At 63.2% G+C, this 16,810-nt stretch carries 18 protein-coding genes; 9 read left to right on the top strand and 9 right to left on the bottom strand.

Translation table 11 applies throughout. From position 1 onward, the window contains the following. The first annotated feature begins 106 nt into the window (after positions 1-106). Positions 107-1,384, top strand: a complete 1,278-nt coding sequence (locus FQ705_RS24855; protein WP_144145366.1) for a polyhydroxyalkanoate depolymerase — start codon at positions 107-109, stop codon at positions 1,382-1,384. Positions 1,385-1,475: 91 nt separating this feature from the next. On the opposite strand, the gene FQ705_RS24850 is transcribed toward FQ705_RS24855, so the two are convergent. Beyond that, positions 1,476-2,108 (bottom strand): TetR family transcriptional regulator, encoded by a 633-nt coding sequence (locus FQ705_RS24850; RefSeq protein ID WP_144145363.1) that lies wholly within the window; start codon positions 2,106-2,108, stop codon positions 1,476-1,478. 225 nt (positions 2,109-2,333) lie between these two features. Here FQ705_RS24850 and rsxB point away from each other — a divergent pair, with 225 nt between their 5' ends. From rsxB to FQ705_RS24835, 3 genes are all read left to right on the top strand, one after another. After that, entirely contained in the window at positions 2,334-3,203 is an 870-nt protein-coding gene (gene rsxB, locus FQ705_RS24845) for an electron transport complex subunit RsxB (RefSeq protein ID WP_260854606.1), read from the top strand. A gap of 17 nt (positions 3,204-3,220) precedes the next feature. After that, positions 3,221-3,865, top strand: coding sequence for an endonuclease III (nth, locus tag FQ705_RS24840; RefSeq protein WP_144145353.1), 645 nt, complete (start codon positions 3,221-3,223; stop codon positions 3,863-3,865). Between the two features lie 205 nt (positions 3,866-4,070). Then, positions 4,071-4,505 (top strand): DUF1841 family protein, encoded by a 435-nt coding sequence (locus tag FQ705_RS24835; RefSeq protein ID WP_144145347.1) that lies wholly within the window; start codon positions 4,071-4,073, stop codon positions 4,503-4,505. Positions 4,506-4,643: 138 nt separating this feature from the next. On the opposite strand, the gene FQ705_RS24830 is transcribed toward FQ705_RS24835, so the two are convergent. Both FQ705_RS24830 and FQ705_RS24825 read right to left on the bottom strand, forming a co-directional pair. Beyond that, positions 4,644-5,027 (bottom strand): c-type cytochrome, encoded by a 384-nt coding sequence (locus FQ705_RS24830; protein ID WP_144145342.1) that lies wholly within the window; start codon positions 5,025-5,027, stop codon positions 4,644-4,646. A 58-nt stretch (positions 5,028-5,085) separates the two neighbouring features. Further along, positions 5,086-5,454, bottom strand: coding sequence for a c-type cytochrome (locus tag FQ705_RS24825; RefSeq protein WP_144145336.1), 369 nt, complete (start codon positions 5,452-5,454; stop codon positions 5,086-5,088). Positions 5,455-5,708: 254 nt separating this feature from the next. Here FQ705_RS24825 and FQ705_RS24820 point away from each other — a divergent pair, with 254 nt between their 5' ends. The 5 genes from FQ705_RS24820 (at position 5,709) to FQ705_RS24800 (ending at position 11,027) form a co-directional block, all read left to right on the top strand. After that, the gene (locus tag FQ705_RS24820) at positions 5,709-6,551 is read left to right on the top strand and encodes an AAA family ATPase (RefSeq protein WP_144145333.1); all 843 of its coding nucleotides are present in this window, start codon (positions 5,709-5,711) and stop codon (positions 6,549-6,551) included. A gap of 174 nt (positions 6,552-6,725) precedes the next feature. After that, the gene (locus tag FQ705_RS24815) at positions 6,726-7,901 is read left to right on the top strand and encodes a vWA domain-containing protein (RefSeq protein ID WP_144145328.1); all 1,176 of its coding nucleotides are present in this window, start codon (positions 6,726-6,728) and stop codon (positions 7,899-7,901) included. A 39-nt stretch (positions 7,902-7,940) separates the two neighbouring features. Beyond that, a complete protein-coding gene (locus tag FQ705_RS24810; protein ID WP_144145324.1) occupies positions 7,941-9,161 on the top strand; it encodes a benzoate/H(+) symporter BenE family transporter in 1,221 nt (406 codons plus the stop codon). A gap of 234 nt (positions 9,162-9,395) precedes the next feature. Beyond that, positions 9,396-10,349: a transaldolase gene (gene tal / locus FQ705_RS24805; protein ID WP_144145320.1), complete on the top strand. Its 954-nt coding sequence runs from the start codon at positions 9,396-9,398 to the stop codon at positions 10,347-10,349. A gap of 264 nt (positions 10,350-10,613) precedes the next feature. Further along, the gene (locus tag FQ705_RS24800; RefSeq protein ID WP_144145316.1) at positions 10,614-11,027 is read left to right on the top strand and encodes a VOC family protein; all 414 of its coding nucleotides are present in this window, start codon (positions 10,614-10,616) and stop codon (positions 11,025-11,027) included. A gap of 30 nt (positions 11,028-11,057) precedes the next feature. Here the strand turns inward: FQ705_RS24800 and FQ705_RS24795 are convergent, their stop codons facing one another. The 6 genes from FQ705_RS24795 to FQ705_RS24770 all read right to left on the bottom strand — a co-directional run bounded on the left by FQ705_RS24795 (position 11,058) and on the right by FQ705_RS24770 (position 16,566). Next, positions 11,058-12,182, bottom strand: coding sequence for an FUSC family protein (locus FQ705_RS24795; RefSeq protein ID WP_186307983.1), 1,125 nt, complete (start codon positions 12,180-12,182; stop codon positions 11,058-11,060). Between the two features lie 137 nt (positions 12,183-12,319). Then, positions 12,320-13,870 (bottom strand): monocarboxylate uptake permease MctP, encoded by a 1,551-nt coding sequence (gene mctP / locus FQ705_RS24790; protein WP_144145313.1) that lies wholly within the window; start codon positions 13,868-13,870, stop codon positions 12,320-12,322. After that, a complete protein-coding gene (locus tag FQ705_RS24785; protein ID WP_144145309.1) occupies positions 13,870-14,109 on the bottom strand; it encodes a DUF3311 domain-containing protein in 240 nt (79 codons plus the stop codon). Before FQ705_RS24785 ends, mctP begins: the two co-directional genes overlap by 1 nt. Before the next feature lie 344 nt (positions 14,110-14,453). Continuing rightward, the gene (locus FQ705_RS24780; RefSeq protein WP_144145303.1) at positions 14,454-15,398 is read right to left on the bottom strand and encodes a spermidine synthase; all 945 of its coding nucleotides are present in this window, start codon (positions 15,396-15,398) and stop codon (positions 14,454-14,456) included. Further along, positions 15,395-15,871, bottom strand: coding sequence for a DNA-deoxyinosine glycosylase (locus FQ705_RS24775; RefSeq protein ID WP_144145299.1), 477 nt, complete (start codon positions 15,869-15,871; stop codon positions 15,395-15,397). Before FQ705_RS24775 ends, FQ705_RS24780 begins: the two co-directional genes overlap by 4 nt. Beyond that, the gene (locus tag FQ705_RS24770; RefSeq protein ID WP_144145294.1) at positions 15,871-16,566 is read right to left on the bottom strand and encodes a chorismate--pyruvate lyase family protein; all 696 of its coding nucleotides are present in this window, start codon (positions 16,564-16,566) and stop codon (positions 15,871-15,873) included. The genes FQ705_RS24775 and FQ705_RS24770 overlap by 1 nt, the downstream gene beginning before the upstream one ends. Positions 16,567-16,810: the final 244 nt, after the last annotated feature.

Here is a 16,810-nt window from a genome sequence, read left to right as displayed (position 1 = left end):
TCGGAATGTCGGCCGAAAATCAATGTGCCCACAACCAAATTGGCCTGCCGCAACGCCACACGCGTGTTTGCGAAGCCTCATGCGAACCGCTTAAAACGGAGCACCCATGCTCTACCAACTGCACGAATTCCAGCGGGCGCTGTTGAGCCCCCTTACAGCCTGGGCCCAGGCGGCGTCGAAATCCTTCGCGAATCCCGCCAGTCCCCTCGCCTACGTACCAGGCGCCACGCGCCTTTCGGCCGGTTATGAACTGCTTTACCGGCTCGGCAAAGATTACGAAAAGCCCGAGTTCAACCTCCATCAGATTGTCAAAGACGGCCACAACATTCCGATCATCGAACAAACGATCATCGAGAAGCCGTTTTGCCGCCTGATGCGCTTCAAGCGTTTCGCCGACGACAGCGACGCTGTCATCCAATTGAAAGACGAGCCGGTCGTGCTCGTGTGCGCACCGTTGTCGGGCCACCACGCCACGTTGCTGCGCGACACCGTGCGCACGTTGCTGCAAGACCACAAGGTGTATCTCACCGACTGGATCGACGCCCGCATGGTGCCGCTCGAAGCCGGCGAGTTCCGTCTTGACGACTACGTTGCCTACATTCAGGAATTCATCCGCCACATCGGCGCGAAGAATCTGCACGTGATTTCCGTGTGCCAGCCGACCGTGCCGGTACTCGCCGCCATTTCGCTGATGGCGAGCCGCGGCGAAGAAACACCGCGCACCATGACGATGATGGGCGGCCCGATCGACGCGCGTAAGAGCCCGACCTCGGTCAACTCGCTCGCCACGCAGCACTCGTACGAATGGTTCGAGAACAACGTGATCTTCAACGTGCCGGCGAACTATCCGGGCGTGGGTCGTAAGGTTTACCCGGGCTTCCTGCAGCACACCGGTTTTGTCGCGATGAATCCGGAGCGTCACGCGGCGTCGCACTGGGACTACTACCAGAGCCTGCTGGCCGGCGACGAAGACGATGCGGAAGCGCATCGCCGCTTCTACGACGAGTACAACGCCGTGCTCGATATGGACGCCGATTACTATCTCGACACGATCCGCGTGGTGTTCCAGGAATTCTGCCTCGCCGAAGGCACGTGGGACGTCGCCGGCGAACGGGTGAAGCCGCAGGACATCACGAAGACCGCGCTCTTCACGATCGAAGGCGAGTTGGACGATATCTCCGGCGACGGCCAGACTTATGCCGCACATGACCTGTGCACCGGCATTCCGGCCAAAGACAAGCGTCATTTCACCGCGGAAAAATGCGGCCACTACGGCATTTTCTCGGGACGCCGCTGGCGCACCATCATCTATCCGCAGTTGCGCGAGTTCATCCTCGAGCACAACAAGGCGCCGAAGGTAGCGAAAGAGAAAGTCGAAGCCTGAGCGCGCGACGCCACAAAAGATAACGGCCTCCAGTGCGGAGGCCGTTGTCGTTTCAGAAACGCGTTTTGCGAGGTGCGCGGCTAAAGGCCCCTTACTTTCGCAGCAGGAACGCGAGCAGCAACTCGGTGTTCATCTGGATCACTTCACTGCGTTCGCCGGCGCTGCTGAAATCACGGCCGAGTGTCGCTTCGAGTGTGAAGCGGTTCGACACGATGTAGTAGCCCATGCCCGAGAGCGTCACGTAAAAGCGCAAAGGGTCGATGTTGGTACGGAACAGGCCCGCGCGCTGACCGCGCTCCAGAATGCCGCCAAGCGTAGCGACGATCGGCGAGATCATTTCACGAATGCGCGTGGACTTCTGCATATAGCGCGCCTCGTGCAGATTCTCGTTGTTGATGAGCCGCAGCAACTCGGGATGATCGCGGTAGTAATCCCAAACAAAATGCGCGAGACGTGTGACGGCCTCGACGGGGGCAACCCCGTTCAGTTCGAGTGTACGTTCCGCTTCGTTGAGCGCGCTGAATGCGTGCTCGAGTACCGCCGTGAAAAGCTGCTCCTTGCTACCGAAGTAGTAGTAGAGCATTCGCTCATTCGTTTCCGCGCGGCGGGCGATCTGATCGACGCGCGCGCCGAATAGCCCACCATTAGCAAACTCTTCGGCCGCCGCAAGCAGAATGCGGCGCCGCGTGCCTTCAGGATCTCTTTTGATTTTCGGCTGATTCATGGTGGCATCGTCTTCGTGAGCCGCGTTATCCGGATCGCGCCGCCGGCCTCTCCTCGGGCCTTGCACCGACAGCACTGAACGGGCTGGTTGGGGGAATACCCTTCTGCGGTCTTTCGAAAAAGCGCTTCGATTATGGCACATGGATTGCGGATGGCAATCGGGGAAATCGGCGATAATGTGCTATTTAGTTCAAGCTGTGCGGCCGCAAGCCTAAGCCCCAACGTCGTGACCGTGACAGACATCGAAACACTCGCAGGTCGCATCGAAGATCTGCTCCCCCAGACGCAATGCACGAAGTGCGGATTTCCCGCATGCCGTCCCTATGCCGAGGCCGTCGCAAGCGGCGAAGCCAATTACAACCAGTGCCCGCCCGGCGGCGCCGAGGGCATTGCTCGCCTTGCCGCCCTGCTCGGCAAACCGCTGATTCCGCTTAATTCCGCCAACGGCGTCGAAAGGCCGCGCGCGCTGGCGGTTATCGACGAACAGGTTTGCATCGGCTGCACGTTGTGCATGCAGGCTTGCCCCGTGGATGCAATAGTTGGCGCCCCGAAACAGATGCATACGGTGATCGCCGAGCTTTGCACCGGTTGCGATCTGTGTGTGCCGCCTTGCCCGGTCGATTGCATTGCCATGCCGACCGTCACCGGTGAGGCAACCGGTTGGCACGCATGGAGCCAGGCCCAGGCCGACGCGGCGCGCGAGCGCCATGACCTGCGCGAAGCACGCCTCGCCCGGGAGCGCGAAGCTGCCGAAGCACGTGCTGCGGCGCGGCGAGCCGGTGGCGCGGCGAGCGCGGTTCAGGCGGTGGCTCGAACCGATGCGCAGATTGAGCACTCCGATGTTGCGTCCACGTCTGAGGCCCCCGCCCCTACGCCCGCTCCCGACGACGCCGACGCGAAGAAACGCGCGATCATCCAGGCGGCGCTCGAACGCGCCCGCCAGAAGAAAGCCGAGCTCTCCGCCAAGGGTCAAGGCCCGCAGAACACCGAGCGCGTGAGCGCCGATGTGCAGGCTCAGATCGATGCGGCAGAAGCGCGTCGTCGCCGTCTCGGACTCGCCGACGACGACGCCGACACGCCCGTCAACAAGCGCTAACCGTATCTGCCACCCGCATGAACGCGAACAAACGCCGCGCCATCTACGAGACGCTTCAGAGTCTCAACCCGCATCCGACCACCGAACTCGAGTACACCACACCGTTCGAACTGCTGATTGCCGTGCTGTTGTCGGCACAGGCGACCGACGTCTCGGTCAACAAGGCCATGCGCAAGATGTTCCCGGTTGCCAACACGCCGCAGAAGGTTTTCGATCTGGGTGAAGAAGGCGTGACCGGCTACATCAAGACGATCGGCCTGTATCGGACCAAGGCGAAGAACGTCATGGCGACCTGCCGCATTCTGCTCGACCAGTACGGCGGCGAAGTGCCCGAGGATCGCGAAGCGCTGGAAAGTCTACCGGGCGTCGGCCGTAAAACGGCGAATGTGATTTTGAATACCGCGTTCGGTCATCCGACTATCGCCGTGGACACGCATATCTTTCGGGTTGCCAATCGAACTGGACTCGCGCCCGGCAAGGACGTGCGCGCGGTCGAAGCGGCGCTGGAGAAATTCACGCCCGCCGAGTTCAAGCAGGATGCGCACCATTGGCTGATCCTGCATGGACGCTACGTGTGCAAGGCGCGTCGGCCCGAGTGCTGGCATTGCGTGATCGAGCCGCTGTGCGAATTCCGGCCGAAGACGCCGCCACCGGATCTTTGAGCGCGTCGTGGGGTCGTACGGTGTGGTGCCGTTTCGGTGCGGAGCAGGTGCAGCGCCATTCAGCGCAGCGCGGTGCCCCGGCTGTGCGGCTCCGGCGTGGCGCACTGCCTCGTCAGCATGCTCTGCCGCCCCGGCGTAAAATGCTGACCAGCGCGTCCGGACCAAACTTCGGAGCCCAAGCCCCCACAACACCCCGATCCCCACGATGTTCAATCCCAGCCGCGATGAAGTCCGCCTCTTTTTCACCGACACCTGGCGCAAGCAGCGTCAAGGCGAGATTCTGACGCCGCTCGAGGCGATCGCGGCCGACTGGATCGTCGAACACCCCGAATACCACGCCGACCTGGCCGATGGCGGCGCCGCCCAGGCGCAGGACTATTCGCCGGAGCGCGGCCAGACCAACCCCTTCCTGCATCTGTCGATGCATCTGGCGATCACCGAACAGCTGTCGATCGACCAGCCGCCCGGCATCCGCGCCGCGCACGAGCGGCTCGCCGCGCGCCTCGGCTCGACCCACGACGCGCAGCACGCGATCATGGATTGCCTCGGCGAAACCATCTGGGAAGCGCAGCGCACCGGCACGCCGCCGGACACGGACGCCTATCTGCAGCGTATCGAGCGGCGCGCCACGCGCGACTGAAGCCGCTGCTGAGCCCGCAAGCCAGGCCGACGTCCCGCCGGACGACACAGCGACAAAACCTAGCCCCAAAAGCACAACACCCCGCCGAAGCGGGGTGTTGTCATGGGCGAAGGCCGCTTTAAAAGCGGCCGGCCGCGCTCACTTCTTCTGCACGAGATCGCCGTCCAGCGATTCGATGTAAGCCGCGAGGTCTTTCATATCGCTCGGCGAGAGGCTTTGCACCTGCGCCTGCATGATCGCGTTGTTGCGACCGAGGTGCGGGTTGCCGTTGCCCATCTGGTACTGACGCAGCGCCCAGTAGACGTAATCGGAATGCTGGCCCGCGAGTTTCGGATATTCCGGGCTCACCGGCTTGTTCAGATTGACACCGTGACATGCCGCGCAATTGTGGCTGTCGGCGAGGACCTTGCCGTTGCCAGCGTCGGCCGCGTGCGCGAGGTTCGCTGCAGCCAGACCGATCACTGCCGCCGACGCGCATGCAGCCTTGAACACTGTGTGGAGTGCCTGTTGGGGCTTATTCATGAATTCTCCTATCCCGCGAATTTATTTGCCGGGTGACTGGACGGTTAACCGCGGCCGATCACTTGTCGGGATTGCTTTTCGAAGAGGAATTTTGCGCTGCGTAATAAGCCGCGATGTCGGCGATGTCCTGGTCCGACAGCGACGCGGTGACCGCATGCATGGTTTCGAAATGGCGATCGCCCTTCTTGTAGCCATGCAGAGCGTTTTCCAGGTATGCCTGATTCTGGCCGCCGAGCATCGGGACGCGGTAGACCTCGGGGTAGGCCGTGCGGTATTCGGGGATGCCGTGGCAGCCGATACACATTGCGACCTTGCCTTGGCCCGCCTTTGCGTTGCCGACGACATCCGCTGCCTGCGCACTGGCCGTATAGCCCGCCAGCACCGACAACGCTGCGATCAAGACGTGTTTGCCAACGAATTTATTCATAGCATGTAACCTGGCTTGAGGGGAGACGGGCGCCCGAAAAGGCAACGGCCCGCGCCGTTCTTCTTATAGGGTAGCCACGCAGGCCAAAAAAATCGGGCTAATTGTACCGCGACGCCGAGCCGCACGTCCATCGGGCGGCCCCGCGGTCCAGCTGGGGGCCACAAAGCCACGGCTGACACCATACGCGAGCCGGTTTCAGGGCAACAGGCCTTCTGACTTATACTGGGTTTTTTCCCAGAAAAGAGCGTCTCGTTATGCGTTTCGAAGGCTCATCGCAATACGTCGCCACCGACGACCTCAAGCTCGCGGTCAACGCCGCGATGACGCTGAAGCGCCCGCTGCTCATCAAGGGCGAACCCGGCACGGGCAAGACCATGCTCGCCGAAGAGGTCGCCGCCGCGCTCGGCATGCCGCTGCTGCAGTGGCACATCAAGTCCACCACCAAGGCCCAGCAAGGTCTCTACGAGTACGACGCGGTGTCGCGTCTGCGCGATTCGCAGCTCGGCGACGAGCGCGTCAAGGACATCCGCAATTACATCGTCAAGGGCGTGCTGTGGCAGGCCTTCGAGGCGGACGAGCAAGTCGTGCTGCTGATCGACGAGATCGACAAGGCCGACATCGAATTCCCGAACGACCTGCTGCGCGAACTCGACCGCATGGAGTTCTACGTCTACGAGACGCATGAGCTGATCCGCGCGAAGCAACGGCCGCTGGTGATCATCACCTCGAACAACGAGAAGGAATTGCCCGACGCGTTCCTGCGCCGCTGCTTCTTCCACTACATCAAGTTTCCCGATCCGGTCACGATGCAGCAGATCGTCGAGGTCCATTACCCCGGTATCAAGAAGGAACTGCTGGCGGCCGCCATGCAGAGCTTTTTCGAGCTGCGCAACGTCGCCGGGCTGAAGAAGAAACCGTCGACGTCGGAACTGCTCGACTGGCTCAAGCTGCTGCTCGCCGAAGACATTCCGCCCGAAGCGCTGCGCTCGACCGACCAGAAGCAGATCATTCCGCCGCTGCATGGCGCTCTGCTGAAGAACGAGCAGGACGTGAGCCTGTTCGAGCGCCTGATTTTCATGAACCGCAATAACCGCTGAGCGGCGGCGGCGGGGGCCGGCGACCGCTGACCGGTCACCGAACCACCGAGCCACGCCGTAGCCAGCGGCGCCCGCTTAGCCGCTTAGCCGCTTAGCCCGCTTAGCCCGCTCAGCCCGCATTGACCTGCCATTGCCCGGCACGCCACACGAACCACCCGCCGCAGAGGAACCCGCATGCTGATCGATTTCTTCTACTCGCTGCGCGACGCCAGGCTGCCGGTGTCGGTGAAGGAATATCTGACGCTGCTCGAGGCGCTCAAGGCCAACGTGATCGCCCCGTCGCTCGACGACTTCTACTATCTCGCCCGCATCACGCTGGTCAAGGACGAACAGTATTTCGACAAGTTCGACCAGGCGTTCGGCGCGTATTTCAAAGGCGTGGCGCAAGCCTCGGAGCTGGCCTTCGACATTCCGCTCGACTGGCTGAAGAAGAAGCTGCAACGCGATCTGTCGCCGGAAGAAAAAGCGCAGATCGAAGCGATGGGCGGCCTCGACAAGCTGATGGAGCGCCTGAAAGAACTGTTCGACGAGCAGAAAGAGCGCCACGAAGGCGGCAACCGGTGGATCGGCACGGGCGGCACCTCGCCCTTCGGCAACGGCGGCTATAACCCGGAAGGCGTGCGCATCGGCGACGCCGCCGCGGGCAACCGCACGGCCGTCAAGGTCTGGGAAGCCCGCGCTTACCGCGATTACGACGACCAGGTCGAAATCGGCACGCGCAATATCAAGGTCGCCCTGCGCCGCCTGCGCCGTTTCGCCCGCGAAGGCGCCGCCGAAGAGCTCGATCTGCCCGACACGATCCGCAGCACCGCCGCCAACGCCGGCTGGCTCGACCTGAAGATGGTGCCGGAGCGGCACAACAAGGTGAAAGTGCTGATGCTGCTCGACGTGGGCGGCTCGATGGACGACCACATCAAGCGCACTGAAGAGCTTTTTTCCGCCGCCAAGGCCGAATTCAAGCACCTCGAGTTCTACTACTTCCACAATTGCGTGTACGACTTCCTGTGGAAGCACAACCGCCGCCGCCACGCCGAGCGCATGCCGACGTGGGACGTGCTGCACAAATTCACGTCCGACTACAAACTGATCTTCGTCGGCGACGCCACCATGAGTCCGTACGAAGTGCTGCAGCCGGGCGGCTCGGTGGAATACAACAACGCCGAAGCCGGCGCTGTCTGGCTGCGGCGTCTGGCCGATCATTTTCCGCATCACGCCTGGCTCAATCCCGAGCCGGAAGGCCTGTGGGCTTACCGGCAGTCGGTCAGCGCGATCCGCGAAGTGCTCGGCCAGCGCATGTATCCGCTCACGCTCGCCGGGCTGGAGACCGCCATGCGTACGTTGAGCAAATAGTCTGTTTCGCTTGATCTCCAACTATAAGAAAGCTTCTGCATGAACCCGTCTTCATCCTCCGATTTGTCCCCTGCCGGCGCGCCGCGCGGGCGTCTCAATCCCTTTGCCGACACCTCGCTGTCCGCCATCGTCGCGGGTTTCGTCGCGATGATGACCGGCTACACCAGCTCGCTCGTCCTGATGTTCCAGGCCGGCCAGGCCGCCCATCTGAGCGACGCGCAGATTTCTTCGTGGATCTGGGCACTGTCGATCGGCATGGCGTTGTGCACGATCGGCCTGTCGCTGCGCTTTCGCGCGCCGATCGTGATCGCCTGGTCGACGCCGGGCGCGGCACTGCTGGTGTCGTCGCTGCCGCATGTGGCGTATGCCGAGGCGATCGGCGCGTTTATCGTCTGCGCGCTGCTGCTGACCGTGGTCGGCCTGACGGGCTGGTTCGACACACTCATGAAGAAGATCCCGGCCGGCATCGCCTCGGCCTTGCTGGCGGGGATTCTGTTCGAGATCGGCATCGAGATTTTCCGCGCCGCGCAATTTCAGACCGCGCTCGTGCTGACGATGTTTTTCACCTATCTGATCGTCAAACGTCTGGCCCCGCGCTATGCGATCGTGACGACGCTGATCGTCGGCACAGCGGCGGCGGGCACGCTCGGGCTGCTCGACTTCAGCCACTTTCATATCGCGCTGGCGCATCCGGTGTTCACCCTGCCGGTGTTCTCGGTGGCTGCCGGCATCAGCATCGGGATTCCCCTGTTCGTCGTCGCGATGGCGTCGCAAAACGTACCCGGCATCGCGGTATTGCGCGCGGACGGTTACACCACGCCCTCGGCCCCGCTGATTTCGACGACCGGCATCGCCTCGCTGCTGCTCGCGCCGTTCGGCTCCCACGGCATCAATCTTGCGGCAATTACAGCGGCGATCTGCACCGGCCCGGAAGCGCACGAAAACCGCGACAAGCGTTACACAGCAGCGGTCTGGTGCGGCATTTTCTATCTGATCGCGGGGATTTTCGGCGCGACCATCGCCGCGCTGTTCGCGGCGCTGCCGAAGGCGCTGGTGGTGTCGGTCGCGGCGCTGGCGCTGTTCGGCTCGATCATGAGCGGTCTGGCCAACGCCATGCAGGACGTGAAACAACGCGAGGCGGCGCTCGTCACGTTCATGGTGACCGCGTCCGGCCTGACCCTGCTGTCCATCGGCTCCGCATTCTGGGGACTGGTGGCGGGCGTGGTGACGCAAGTCGTGTTGAACGCGCGGCGCGCCTGAAGGCGCCGCCCCAAATTCGTTTGAACGGATCGCCGCGGGCAAGTGTCAATACTGCATCAGGCGATCCGCCATAGAATAGAAGCATCCCGCAGCGTTTTCCGTCAAAATTCCCCGGCATGATGGCGGACAACGCAGCAGCGTGACCCGCGGCCGCCTGCACTGGTGCGTCCCACCAGCGCGGCGGCGATCTCATTCTCCTGAACCACGGCGCACGCGCGCCCTGAAGGCTCGAACATGACAACCGCACTCGACCAACTCAAGCAATACACCACCGTCGTGGCCGATACCGGCGACTTCCAGCAGCTTGCCCAGTACAAGCCGCAGGACGCGACCACCAATCCGTCGCTGATCCTGAAGGCGGTGCAGAAGGACGACTACAAGCCGTTGCTCGAAAAGACCGTGAAGGCGCACGCGTCGAAGCCGGTCGGCGAGATCATCGACCAGTTGCTGATCGCATTCGGCACCGAGATCCTCAAGATCATCCCGGGCCGCGTCTCGACCGAAGTGGACGCGCGCCTGTCGTTCGACACCGAAGCGTCGATCGCCAAGGGCCGCGAACTGATCGCGTTGTACAAGGAACATGGCATCGGCCGCGAACGCGTGCTGATCAAGCTGGCTTCCACGTGGGAAGGCATCCGCGCGGCCGAAGTGCTGCAGAAGGAAGGCATCCACTGCAACATGACGCTGCTGTTCTCGCTGGCGCAAGCCGCCGCCTGTGCCGAAGCGGGCGCGCAGCTGATTTCGCCGTTCGTCGGCCGCATTTACGACTGGTACAAGAAGAACGCCGGCAGCGCGTGGGACGAAGCGAAAGACGGCGGCGCCAACGATCCGGGCGTCAAATCGGTGCGCCGCATTTACGCGTACTACAAGAAGTTCGGCTACAAGACTGAGGTGATGGGCGCGAGCTTCCGCACGCCCGGTCAGGTTCTGGAACTGGCGGGCTGCGATCTGCTGACCATCAGCCCGGATCTGCTGCAAAAGCTGCAGGAGAGCACCGAGAAAGTCGAGCGTAAGCTGTCGGCGGATCTTTCGAAAGACGCGGACATCGAACGCGTGCCGGTCGACGAATCGTCATTCCGCTTCCTCGTCAACGATGAAGCGATGGCGACGGAGAAGCTTGCCGAAGGTATCCGCGCGTTTGCCGCGGACGCCGTGAAGCTGGAAAAGCTGATCGAAGCGCTGCGCTAAGCCGGTCAGGCGCGTTTCGCCTCGCAGCAGCCGCCTGAGTGCGGCGCTGCGCAAGCGGCCCTGAATCACATGGTTCAGGGCCGCTCGCCGTTTACGTTCGGCATTTACGGTCGGCAATCAGAGCGTGCGAATCCGCAACCCTCACCCTAGACATTAAGTCACGATGCGCCCGCATCGCACGACTACAATCGTCTGCACGCCCGCTCTTCTCCCCGACGCACGCGAGGATTGACGGTGCGGCCGCCCCTCTTGCAGGAGACGATCATGTACGTTCAGCCTTACCTCTTTTTCAACGGCCGTTGCGAAGAAGCGCTCGAGTATTACTGCGCCCACCTCGGCGCCGAAGTGACCTTCAAGATGCGCTACAAGGAAGCGCCACCGGACCCGCAGAATCAGCCCCGTCCGGGTCTCGAGGAGAAGATCATGCACGCGGCCGTCAAGATGGGTTCATCCATCTGGATGGCGTCCGACGGCCATTGCGATCCCTCGGCCAGGATGGACGGTTTCAGCCTGTCGCTGACCGCCGACGATCCGGCCGCCGCGGAAAAATACTTCGCTGCGCTCGCCGACGGTGGACAGGTAATGCTGCCATTTCAGCCCACCTTCTGGAGCAAGGGTTTCGGGATGGTGACAGACCGCTTCGGTCTGCTGTGGATGGTGACGCTGCCGGAAGCCTGAGCGCGTCGAAGCCGCGCCCTGCGCGAATCGCTAGACGTTCAACAGGTTCCGCGAGGCGCGCTCGATATTCCAGTTCGGCTCGGTTTCCAGCAATAACGCGCGCAGCCGCTCCACCTGTTCGGCCAGGCGCTGACCGAGCCAATACGGCCCCTGCAAGTCCGGCGACAGGTTGGGCGACACTTCGCAAAGCGCCTGCGCGAAGGTCGTACCGTCCGGAATACCGAACTGCGTCGCGCGGCCAAATCGCAAGCCACGCGCCATAGCCAGCAGGACCGCGCGCACGGCCCGCACTTCCACGCCGCACTGTTCCGCATAGGCCACGCGTGCCGCCGCGCCCGCCTGCATCAGCGGTCCGATGGCGAGCAGTTCAAGCGAACTGAGTATCGAGCGATGCAAGCGCTGGATCTCTTCGAGCTTCGACTGCGGCACATCGATCTCTTTCGCCACCGAAGGCATCAACGATCGCAATTGCACCAGCCGCTTGTTGATCGCCAGAAAGTGCTTGATCTGCTCTTCCTCGTTGATCGCCTCGCCGTCGAGCAGGCGGGCATAAATCCGCGCGCAGGCGCGCAGGTTGGCCGCAATGCCGTAGCGCCACGAATACGTCGCGTGCAGCGGCAAGGCGAATGAAAACGCCAGCGCGATCACAATGCCGATCAGCACGTTCAGCGTGCGCCACAAGCCGACGTCGATCAGATTGTCGCCGTGACCCGCGACGATACACATGGTGATCGCCGTCAGGAGACCGATATAGCCCGACGAGCCGATCGCGAACCATGCGCAGATACCCGCGACGATCGACATCAGCACATAGGTAAGCGGCAGCGAGCCGGTCAGATTCTGCAGCAGGATCAGCGCAAGACCGATGGTCGCGCCGAGCAGCGTGCCCGCCGCCCGCTCGGCCGCCTTCTTGCGGATGTTGCCGTGATGCTGCAAACCGCCGATCACCACCAGCAGCGTCACCGACGACCAGATGCCATGCGGAATGTCGATACCCGTGGTCGCGAGAATCGAGAACAGCATCGCGAAGCCCACGCGCAAACTGTGCAGCATCTTCGCGTGCCGGTATCGGTAATAAGGCGACGTAATCGCGCGCACCATCCGGCTGAGCGCCGAACGGCGTGGAATCACAGTGCGGGAATCGGCTGTTGCCATGGCAGCGCGTCGAGGGCGTCGAAGGACGGTTCCGCTATCCTGCCCTGACTGCTCCGTAAAGACAAACGCCCGCAAACTTTCGTCTGCGGGCGTTGTGCGGTCTGGCGCTTCGAATCGAAGGCAGTAAAGCGTTCGCCTTAGCTTTCGACCACGTCCAGGTAGTCTTCCGGACGCGTGCGGTCTTCGGCGCGTTGCATGCCGGCTGCGCGCACCAGCAGGCTCACCGCCACCGACACCACCAGATTCACGATCAGCGACCACACCGCCGCGTAGCCCGGAATCGCCATGCCGAACAGATGGATCGTGAAGATCGAGCCGGCCAGCTTCAACGAAATCGCCATCCACGTGCCGGTGGCGATACCGACTGCCCAGCCGGCCAGCAGGCCGCGGTAGTCGAGCACGCGCGTGTACAGACCCAGCACGATGGCCGGCAAGGTCTGGATGATCCAGATGCCGCCCAGCAGTTGCAGCTGGATCGCGTACGTGAGCGGCAGCCCGAGAATGAACGCCACCGCGCCGACCTTGACGATCAGCGAGACCAGCTTGGCAACATTGGTCTCCTGCTCATTGGTCATGTTGCGGTTGACGAACTCCTTGTGGATGTTGCGCGTGTACAGGTTGGCAGCCGCGATCGACATGATCGCCGCCGGCACCAGCGCGCCGATGCCGATCGCCGCGAACGCCACGCCGACGAACCACGACGGGAAGAAGTGCAGGAACAGCGCCGGCACCGCGAAGTTCGGGCCGAACGCCTTGAAGTACGGCGCGAATTCCGGCATGTCCTTCACGCCCGAGGCCAGCGCCATGAAGCCGAGCAGCGCGAGCAGGCCGAGCACCAGCGAGTAGGCCGGCAGCATCGCCATGTTGCGGCGGATCGTGTTACCCGACTTCGACGACAACACCGCCGTGATCGAGTGCGGATACAGGAACAGCGCGAGCGCCGAGCCCACCGCCAGTGTCGCGTACGCGCTGTAGCCGTTCAGGCTGGAGACGTCCGGTGCCTTCAGCAACAGCTTGGCCGGCGGCACGACGCTGAAGATGTGCCCGAAACCACCCAGTTGCGGCGGAATCACGATGATCGCGGCGAAGATCACGATGTAGATCAGGATGTCCTTCACCACCGCGATCATGGCCGGCGCACGCAGGCCCGACGTGTACGTGTAGGCCGCGAGAATCGCGAACGCGATGATCAGCGGCAGGTCGCCCACGAAGCCCTTGGTGTCGAAACCGAGCGCGCCGATCACCACTTCGATACCGACCAGTTGCAGCGCGATATACGGCATGGTGGCGACGATACCGGTTACGGCGATCGCCAGCGCGAGCATCCGGCTGCCATAGCGTGCCGACACGAAGTCCGCCGATGTCACGTAGCCCTGACGCTTGGCGATGCTCCACAGTTTCGGGAACACCATGAACGCGAACGGATAGATCAGGATCGTGTACGGCAGCGCGAAGAAACCGGTTGCGCCCGCACCGAACACCAGCGCCGGCACGGCGATGAAGGTGTATGCGGTGTACAGGTCGCCACCCAGCAGGAACCACGTGACGATGGTACCGAAGCGCCGGCCGCCCAGGCCCCACTCTTCCAGATGGGCGAGATCGCCGCGCCGCCAATGGGCCGCGACAAAGCCGAGAATCGTGACGCCGATGAAAAACAGGACGAAGACGAAAGTTGCGGTGGCGTTCATTATCGTGCGCCCCCTTGCGGACGGCCCTTGGAGCGGCTCTTGGTCTTGAAGTACACGAGCGCCGTGATGACCGCGCTGATCAGCACCCAGAGGAGCTGATACCAGTAGAAGAACGGAAAATCGAATAGCTGCGGTTCGATCTTGTTGTATGACGGCACCCAGATCATCGCGATCCAGGGCAACAGCAGCAACCAGAGCCAGTGCTTGCTGGCCTTGTTCGCGTCGGCGTCGTGAGCCATGACGTCTCCTCTTCCCTATTATTGAAATGTTGTTGGCCCGTGTTTGACGGGTGGTGAACCCGTCGCGGATGGCCACGGGCGCCCCGAAAGCTTCGAAAGAGTATAGGAGCCGCGAAGGCGCGGTCAAGCAGGGTGGACCCGAGGCGTGGCGCGCTTTCACGGCCAGTTCAGGTTCGCTTTGGAGGCTGAGGGAAGACGACGGCAAGAAGCGTCGCGTGGGCACAACGATAGAAGTGCGACCGGGGCGCGTGCGCGTCGGGTTGGTCCCGCGCGCGGCTCACACGTCCCGTGCACCGATATGGGTCGGACCGCTTACGATCGGGCCGACCCGGCTTGCATCGGAATCAGATTGAGAACGACGCGCCGCTTTGGCCGGTCGATTCCTGCAGACCCTTGATCCACTTGCGCGCCGGCAAGCCGAGTTCCGCTTCGATCAGCTTGGCGCGGGTTTGCAACGCCGTGAACGGCACGTCGAGCGCCGGGCCTGAAAACGCGATGGCGATGCGATTGCCGTCGTGCACTTCCGGCAGCGCGACGACGCGGCCGTCGAAGGCTTCGTTCAGGCGCTTCATGTTGCGCACGAAGCTCGGATGATCGCCAAACAGATTCACCGTCACGACACCCGCGTCGGTCAGACAGGCACGCGCCGCACGATAGAAGCCCACGCTGTCGAGCACCGGGCCGCGCGCGGTGGCGTCATACACGTCGATTTGCAGCGCGCCGATCGTGCCGTGGTTGGCGCCGTCGTTGACGAAGTCCCAGGCGTCGGTTTCGTGCACGGTCAAACGGGCGTCGTCGTGCGGCAGTTCGAACATCGTGCGGGCCGCGATGACGACCGCCGGGTTCACTTCCACCGCCTCGACCTTCGCGCGCTTCAGAAAGCGGTGCGCGAACTTGGTCAGCGCCGCCGCGCCCAGGCCGAGCTGGACGATGCGCCTGGGCGTTTCGATGAAGAGCAGCCAGGCCATCATCTGCTGCGCGTATTCGAGTTCGATGTGATCCGGCTTGCGCAGACGCATCGCGCCTTGCACCCACTCCGTGCCGAAATGCAGGAAGCGCACGCCGCCTTCTTCCGAGAACGTCACCGGGGCGAATCGCGGCTTGCGCGGCGCTTCGATTTGCGGCGCGTCGTGCAGGTCGTCGTCACGGGAAGCGTGTTTCGCTTTGCGCGACGCCTTGTCCTTGTGCTTGCCCTTATGCTTGTCCCTGTGTTTGCCGCCGGCGGCGTCAACGTCTTTGTTGCGGAAGGCACGGGCCTCGGCCGAAGCGCGTTTGATCAGTTTCGTCATGTAAGGATGTCGCGCCAGAGGCACAATTTTTGGTCGAACGAGAGCATAGCATTCGCCGGACTCGACGAAGGCAATACGAGGGTGGTGTAGCCGGCGGCGCCGATCACCGGCGCAAAGCGGCCTGCCGTCTTGCCGTTGAAGCAGACTTTGGCGAGCTTCGGCGCATGTGCGCGCAATGAAGCGAAATCGTTCGGGCTGGCGTTGCGGATCGCCGCGTCGAGGCTGCCTTCGCGCTCGCAGGCGGCCAGCACGTCCCAGACGCCGATGCCGTGCGCCAGCACCCGGCGCAGACGCGCTTCGTAGGTCAGTCCGGCGAGTTCCGGTTCGTCGAGCACGGCACCGAGCAGACGCCAGAACTGGTTACGCGGATGCGCGTAATACTGCGTCGCGATGAGCGACGCCTCGCCGGGAAAGCTGCCGAGAATCAGCGTGTGCGTGTCCGCAGCGACGACGGGCGGGAAACCACGCAGCATCAGTCGCTCCGTTCGCCGGACGCGCGCGTCGCGGGATGCGCGCGCGACGCCGTGTGGTCGAGCGGACGGCCATGCTCGCGTAAGCGCGGATGGGCGGCATGCTGCGCATCGCCTGCCTCCGGCTGGCCTGCTGCGGACACCGCCGCTAAATGCATCCACAGCGCCGGCAGCATGCATTCGGTCACCATCAGCGGCTCGCCGTGGCGTTCGAACACCGAGCGGCGTGCGACCAGCGCATGCGGCAGCGGCGTCGCGATCCGCGGCGCCGACAAACGGTACAAAGGATGCCGCGCACTCACGCGCCGGCTCACCAGCGACGAACGCGCCACGCTGCTGTCGCTATATAGCAGCTCCGCCAGCGGTCGCGTACGCAAGCGCCGCATGGCCTGCCAGACGCCGACGCTCGCCGCGAGCGGCGCGATGCTGTGCGCGGCGACGAACGGCACACCGTCGACCGACAACACCACTTCGCGGACCCACACCGGCGCCCGGTCAGCGAGGCCGAGCGCGGCGGCTTCATCGGCCCACGGCAGCGCGACGCGCTCGCGCGTGACGCGCACCGCGACCGCGCCGAGCGCGCGCAGATGAGCGGTCAGTGAACCGCCGCGGGTCAGCCAGTCTTTCTGCGCGGCGCTGAAGCCGGGCAAGGGGGCGACGCGCCAGTGGGCGTCGGCAGCATCGAAACGGATAAGCATGGTGTCGGATTATAGCGGCGCAACTATCGGACGATGACTCAGTGCGGCATCCCCTTCTGTCAGGACACGCCAGCACAGGTCACTCGAATGCCGACGCGTCTCAAGCAGAGCGGCAATTTCAGAGTGTTCCGATTCTCCCCCGCCCGCGATGCACGATAAAACCTCCGGGTTTTGCCAGGCGGGCGGCTCGTCCACGATCGATGGACACGCCTTGTGATCGAATCAGGACGTAGGGGAAAGAACG

It is taken from the genome of Paraburkholderia sp. BCC1884, from assembly GCF_900996225.1.
In the GTDB taxonomy this organism is placed as follows: domain Bacteria; phylum Pseudomonadota; class Gammaproteobacteria; order Burkholderiales; family Burkholderiaceae; genus Paraburkholderia.
Note: the sequence above shows the minus strand (reverse complement) of the source record. Positions and strands in the feature narration are given on the sequence as shown.

What these genes read in the sequence shown, in the direction of transcription:
- FQ705_RS24855 (WP_144145366.1), top strand. Translation starts at nt 107, where the DNA reads ATGCTCTACCAACTGCACGAATTCCAGCGGGCGCTGTTGAGCCCCCTT.
- FQ705_RS24850 (WP_144145363.1), bottom strand. Translation starts at nt 2,108, where the DNA reads ATGAATCAGCCGAAAATCAAAAGAGATCCTGAAGGCACGCGGCGCCGC.
- nth (WP_144145353.1), top strand. Translation starts at nt 3,221, where the DNA reads ATGAACGCGAACAAACGCCGCGCCATCTACGAGACGCTTCAGAGTCTC.
- FQ705_RS24835 (WP_144145347.1), top strand. Translation starts at nt 4,071, where the DNA reads ATGTTCAATCCCAGCCGCGATGAAGTCCGCCTCTTTTTCACCGACACC.
- FQ705_RS24830 (WP_144145342.1), bottom strand. Translation starts at nt 5,027, where the DNA reads ATGAATAAGCCCCAACAGGCACTCCACACAGTGTTCAAGGCTGCATGC.
- FQ705_RS24825 (WP_144145336.1), bottom strand. Translation starts at nt 5,454, where the DNA reads ATGAATAAATTCGTTGGCAAACACGTCTTGATCGCAGCGTTGTCGGTG.
- FQ705_RS24820 (WP_144145333.1), top strand. Translation starts at nt 5,709, where the DNA reads ATGCGTTTCGAAGGCTCATCGCAATACGTCGCCACCGACGACCTCAAG.
- FQ705_RS24815 (WP_144145328.1), top strand. Translation starts at nt 6,726, where the DNA reads ATGCTGATCGATTTCTTCTACTCGCTGCGCGACGCCAGGCTGCCGGTG.
- FQ705_RS24810 (WP_144145324.1), top strand. Translation starts at nt 7,941, where the DNA reads ATGAACCCGTCTTCATCCTCCGATTTGTCCCCTGCCGGCGCGCCGCGC.
- tal (WP_144145320.1), top strand. Translation starts at nt 9,396, where the DNA reads ATGACAACCGCACTCGACCAACTCAAGCAATACACCACCGTCGTGGCC.
- FQ705_RS24800 (WP_144145316.1), top strand. Translation starts at nt 10,614, where the DNA reads ATGTACGTTCAGCCTTACCTCTTTTTCAACGGCCGTTGCGAAGAAGCG.
- FQ705_RS24795 (WP_186307983.1), bottom strand. Translation starts at nt 12,182, where the DNA reads ATGGCAACAGCCGATTCCCGCACTGTGATTCCACGCCGTTCGGCGCTC.
- mctP (WP_144145313.1), bottom strand. Translation starts at nt 13,870, where the DNA reads ATGAACGCCACCGCAACTTTCGTCTTCGTCCTGTTTTTCATCGGCGTC.
- FQ705_RS24785 (WP_144145309.1), bottom strand. Translation starts at nt 14,109, where the DNA reads ATGGCTCACGACGCCGACGCGAACAAGGCCAGCAAGCACTGGCTCTGG.
- FQ705_RS24780 (WP_144145303.1), bottom strand. Translation starts at nt 15,398, where the DNA reads ATGACGAAACTGATCAAACGCGCTTCGGCCGAGGCCCGTGCCTTCCGC.
- FQ705_RS24775 (WP_144145299.1), bottom strand. Translation starts at nt 15,871, where the DNA reads ATGCTGCGTGGTTTCCCGCCCGTCGTCGCTGCGGACACGCACACGCTG.
- FQ705_RS24770 (WP_144145294.1), bottom strand. Translation starts at nt 16,566, where the DNA reads ATGCTTATCCGTTTCGATGCTGCCGACGCCCACTGGCGCGTCGCCCCC.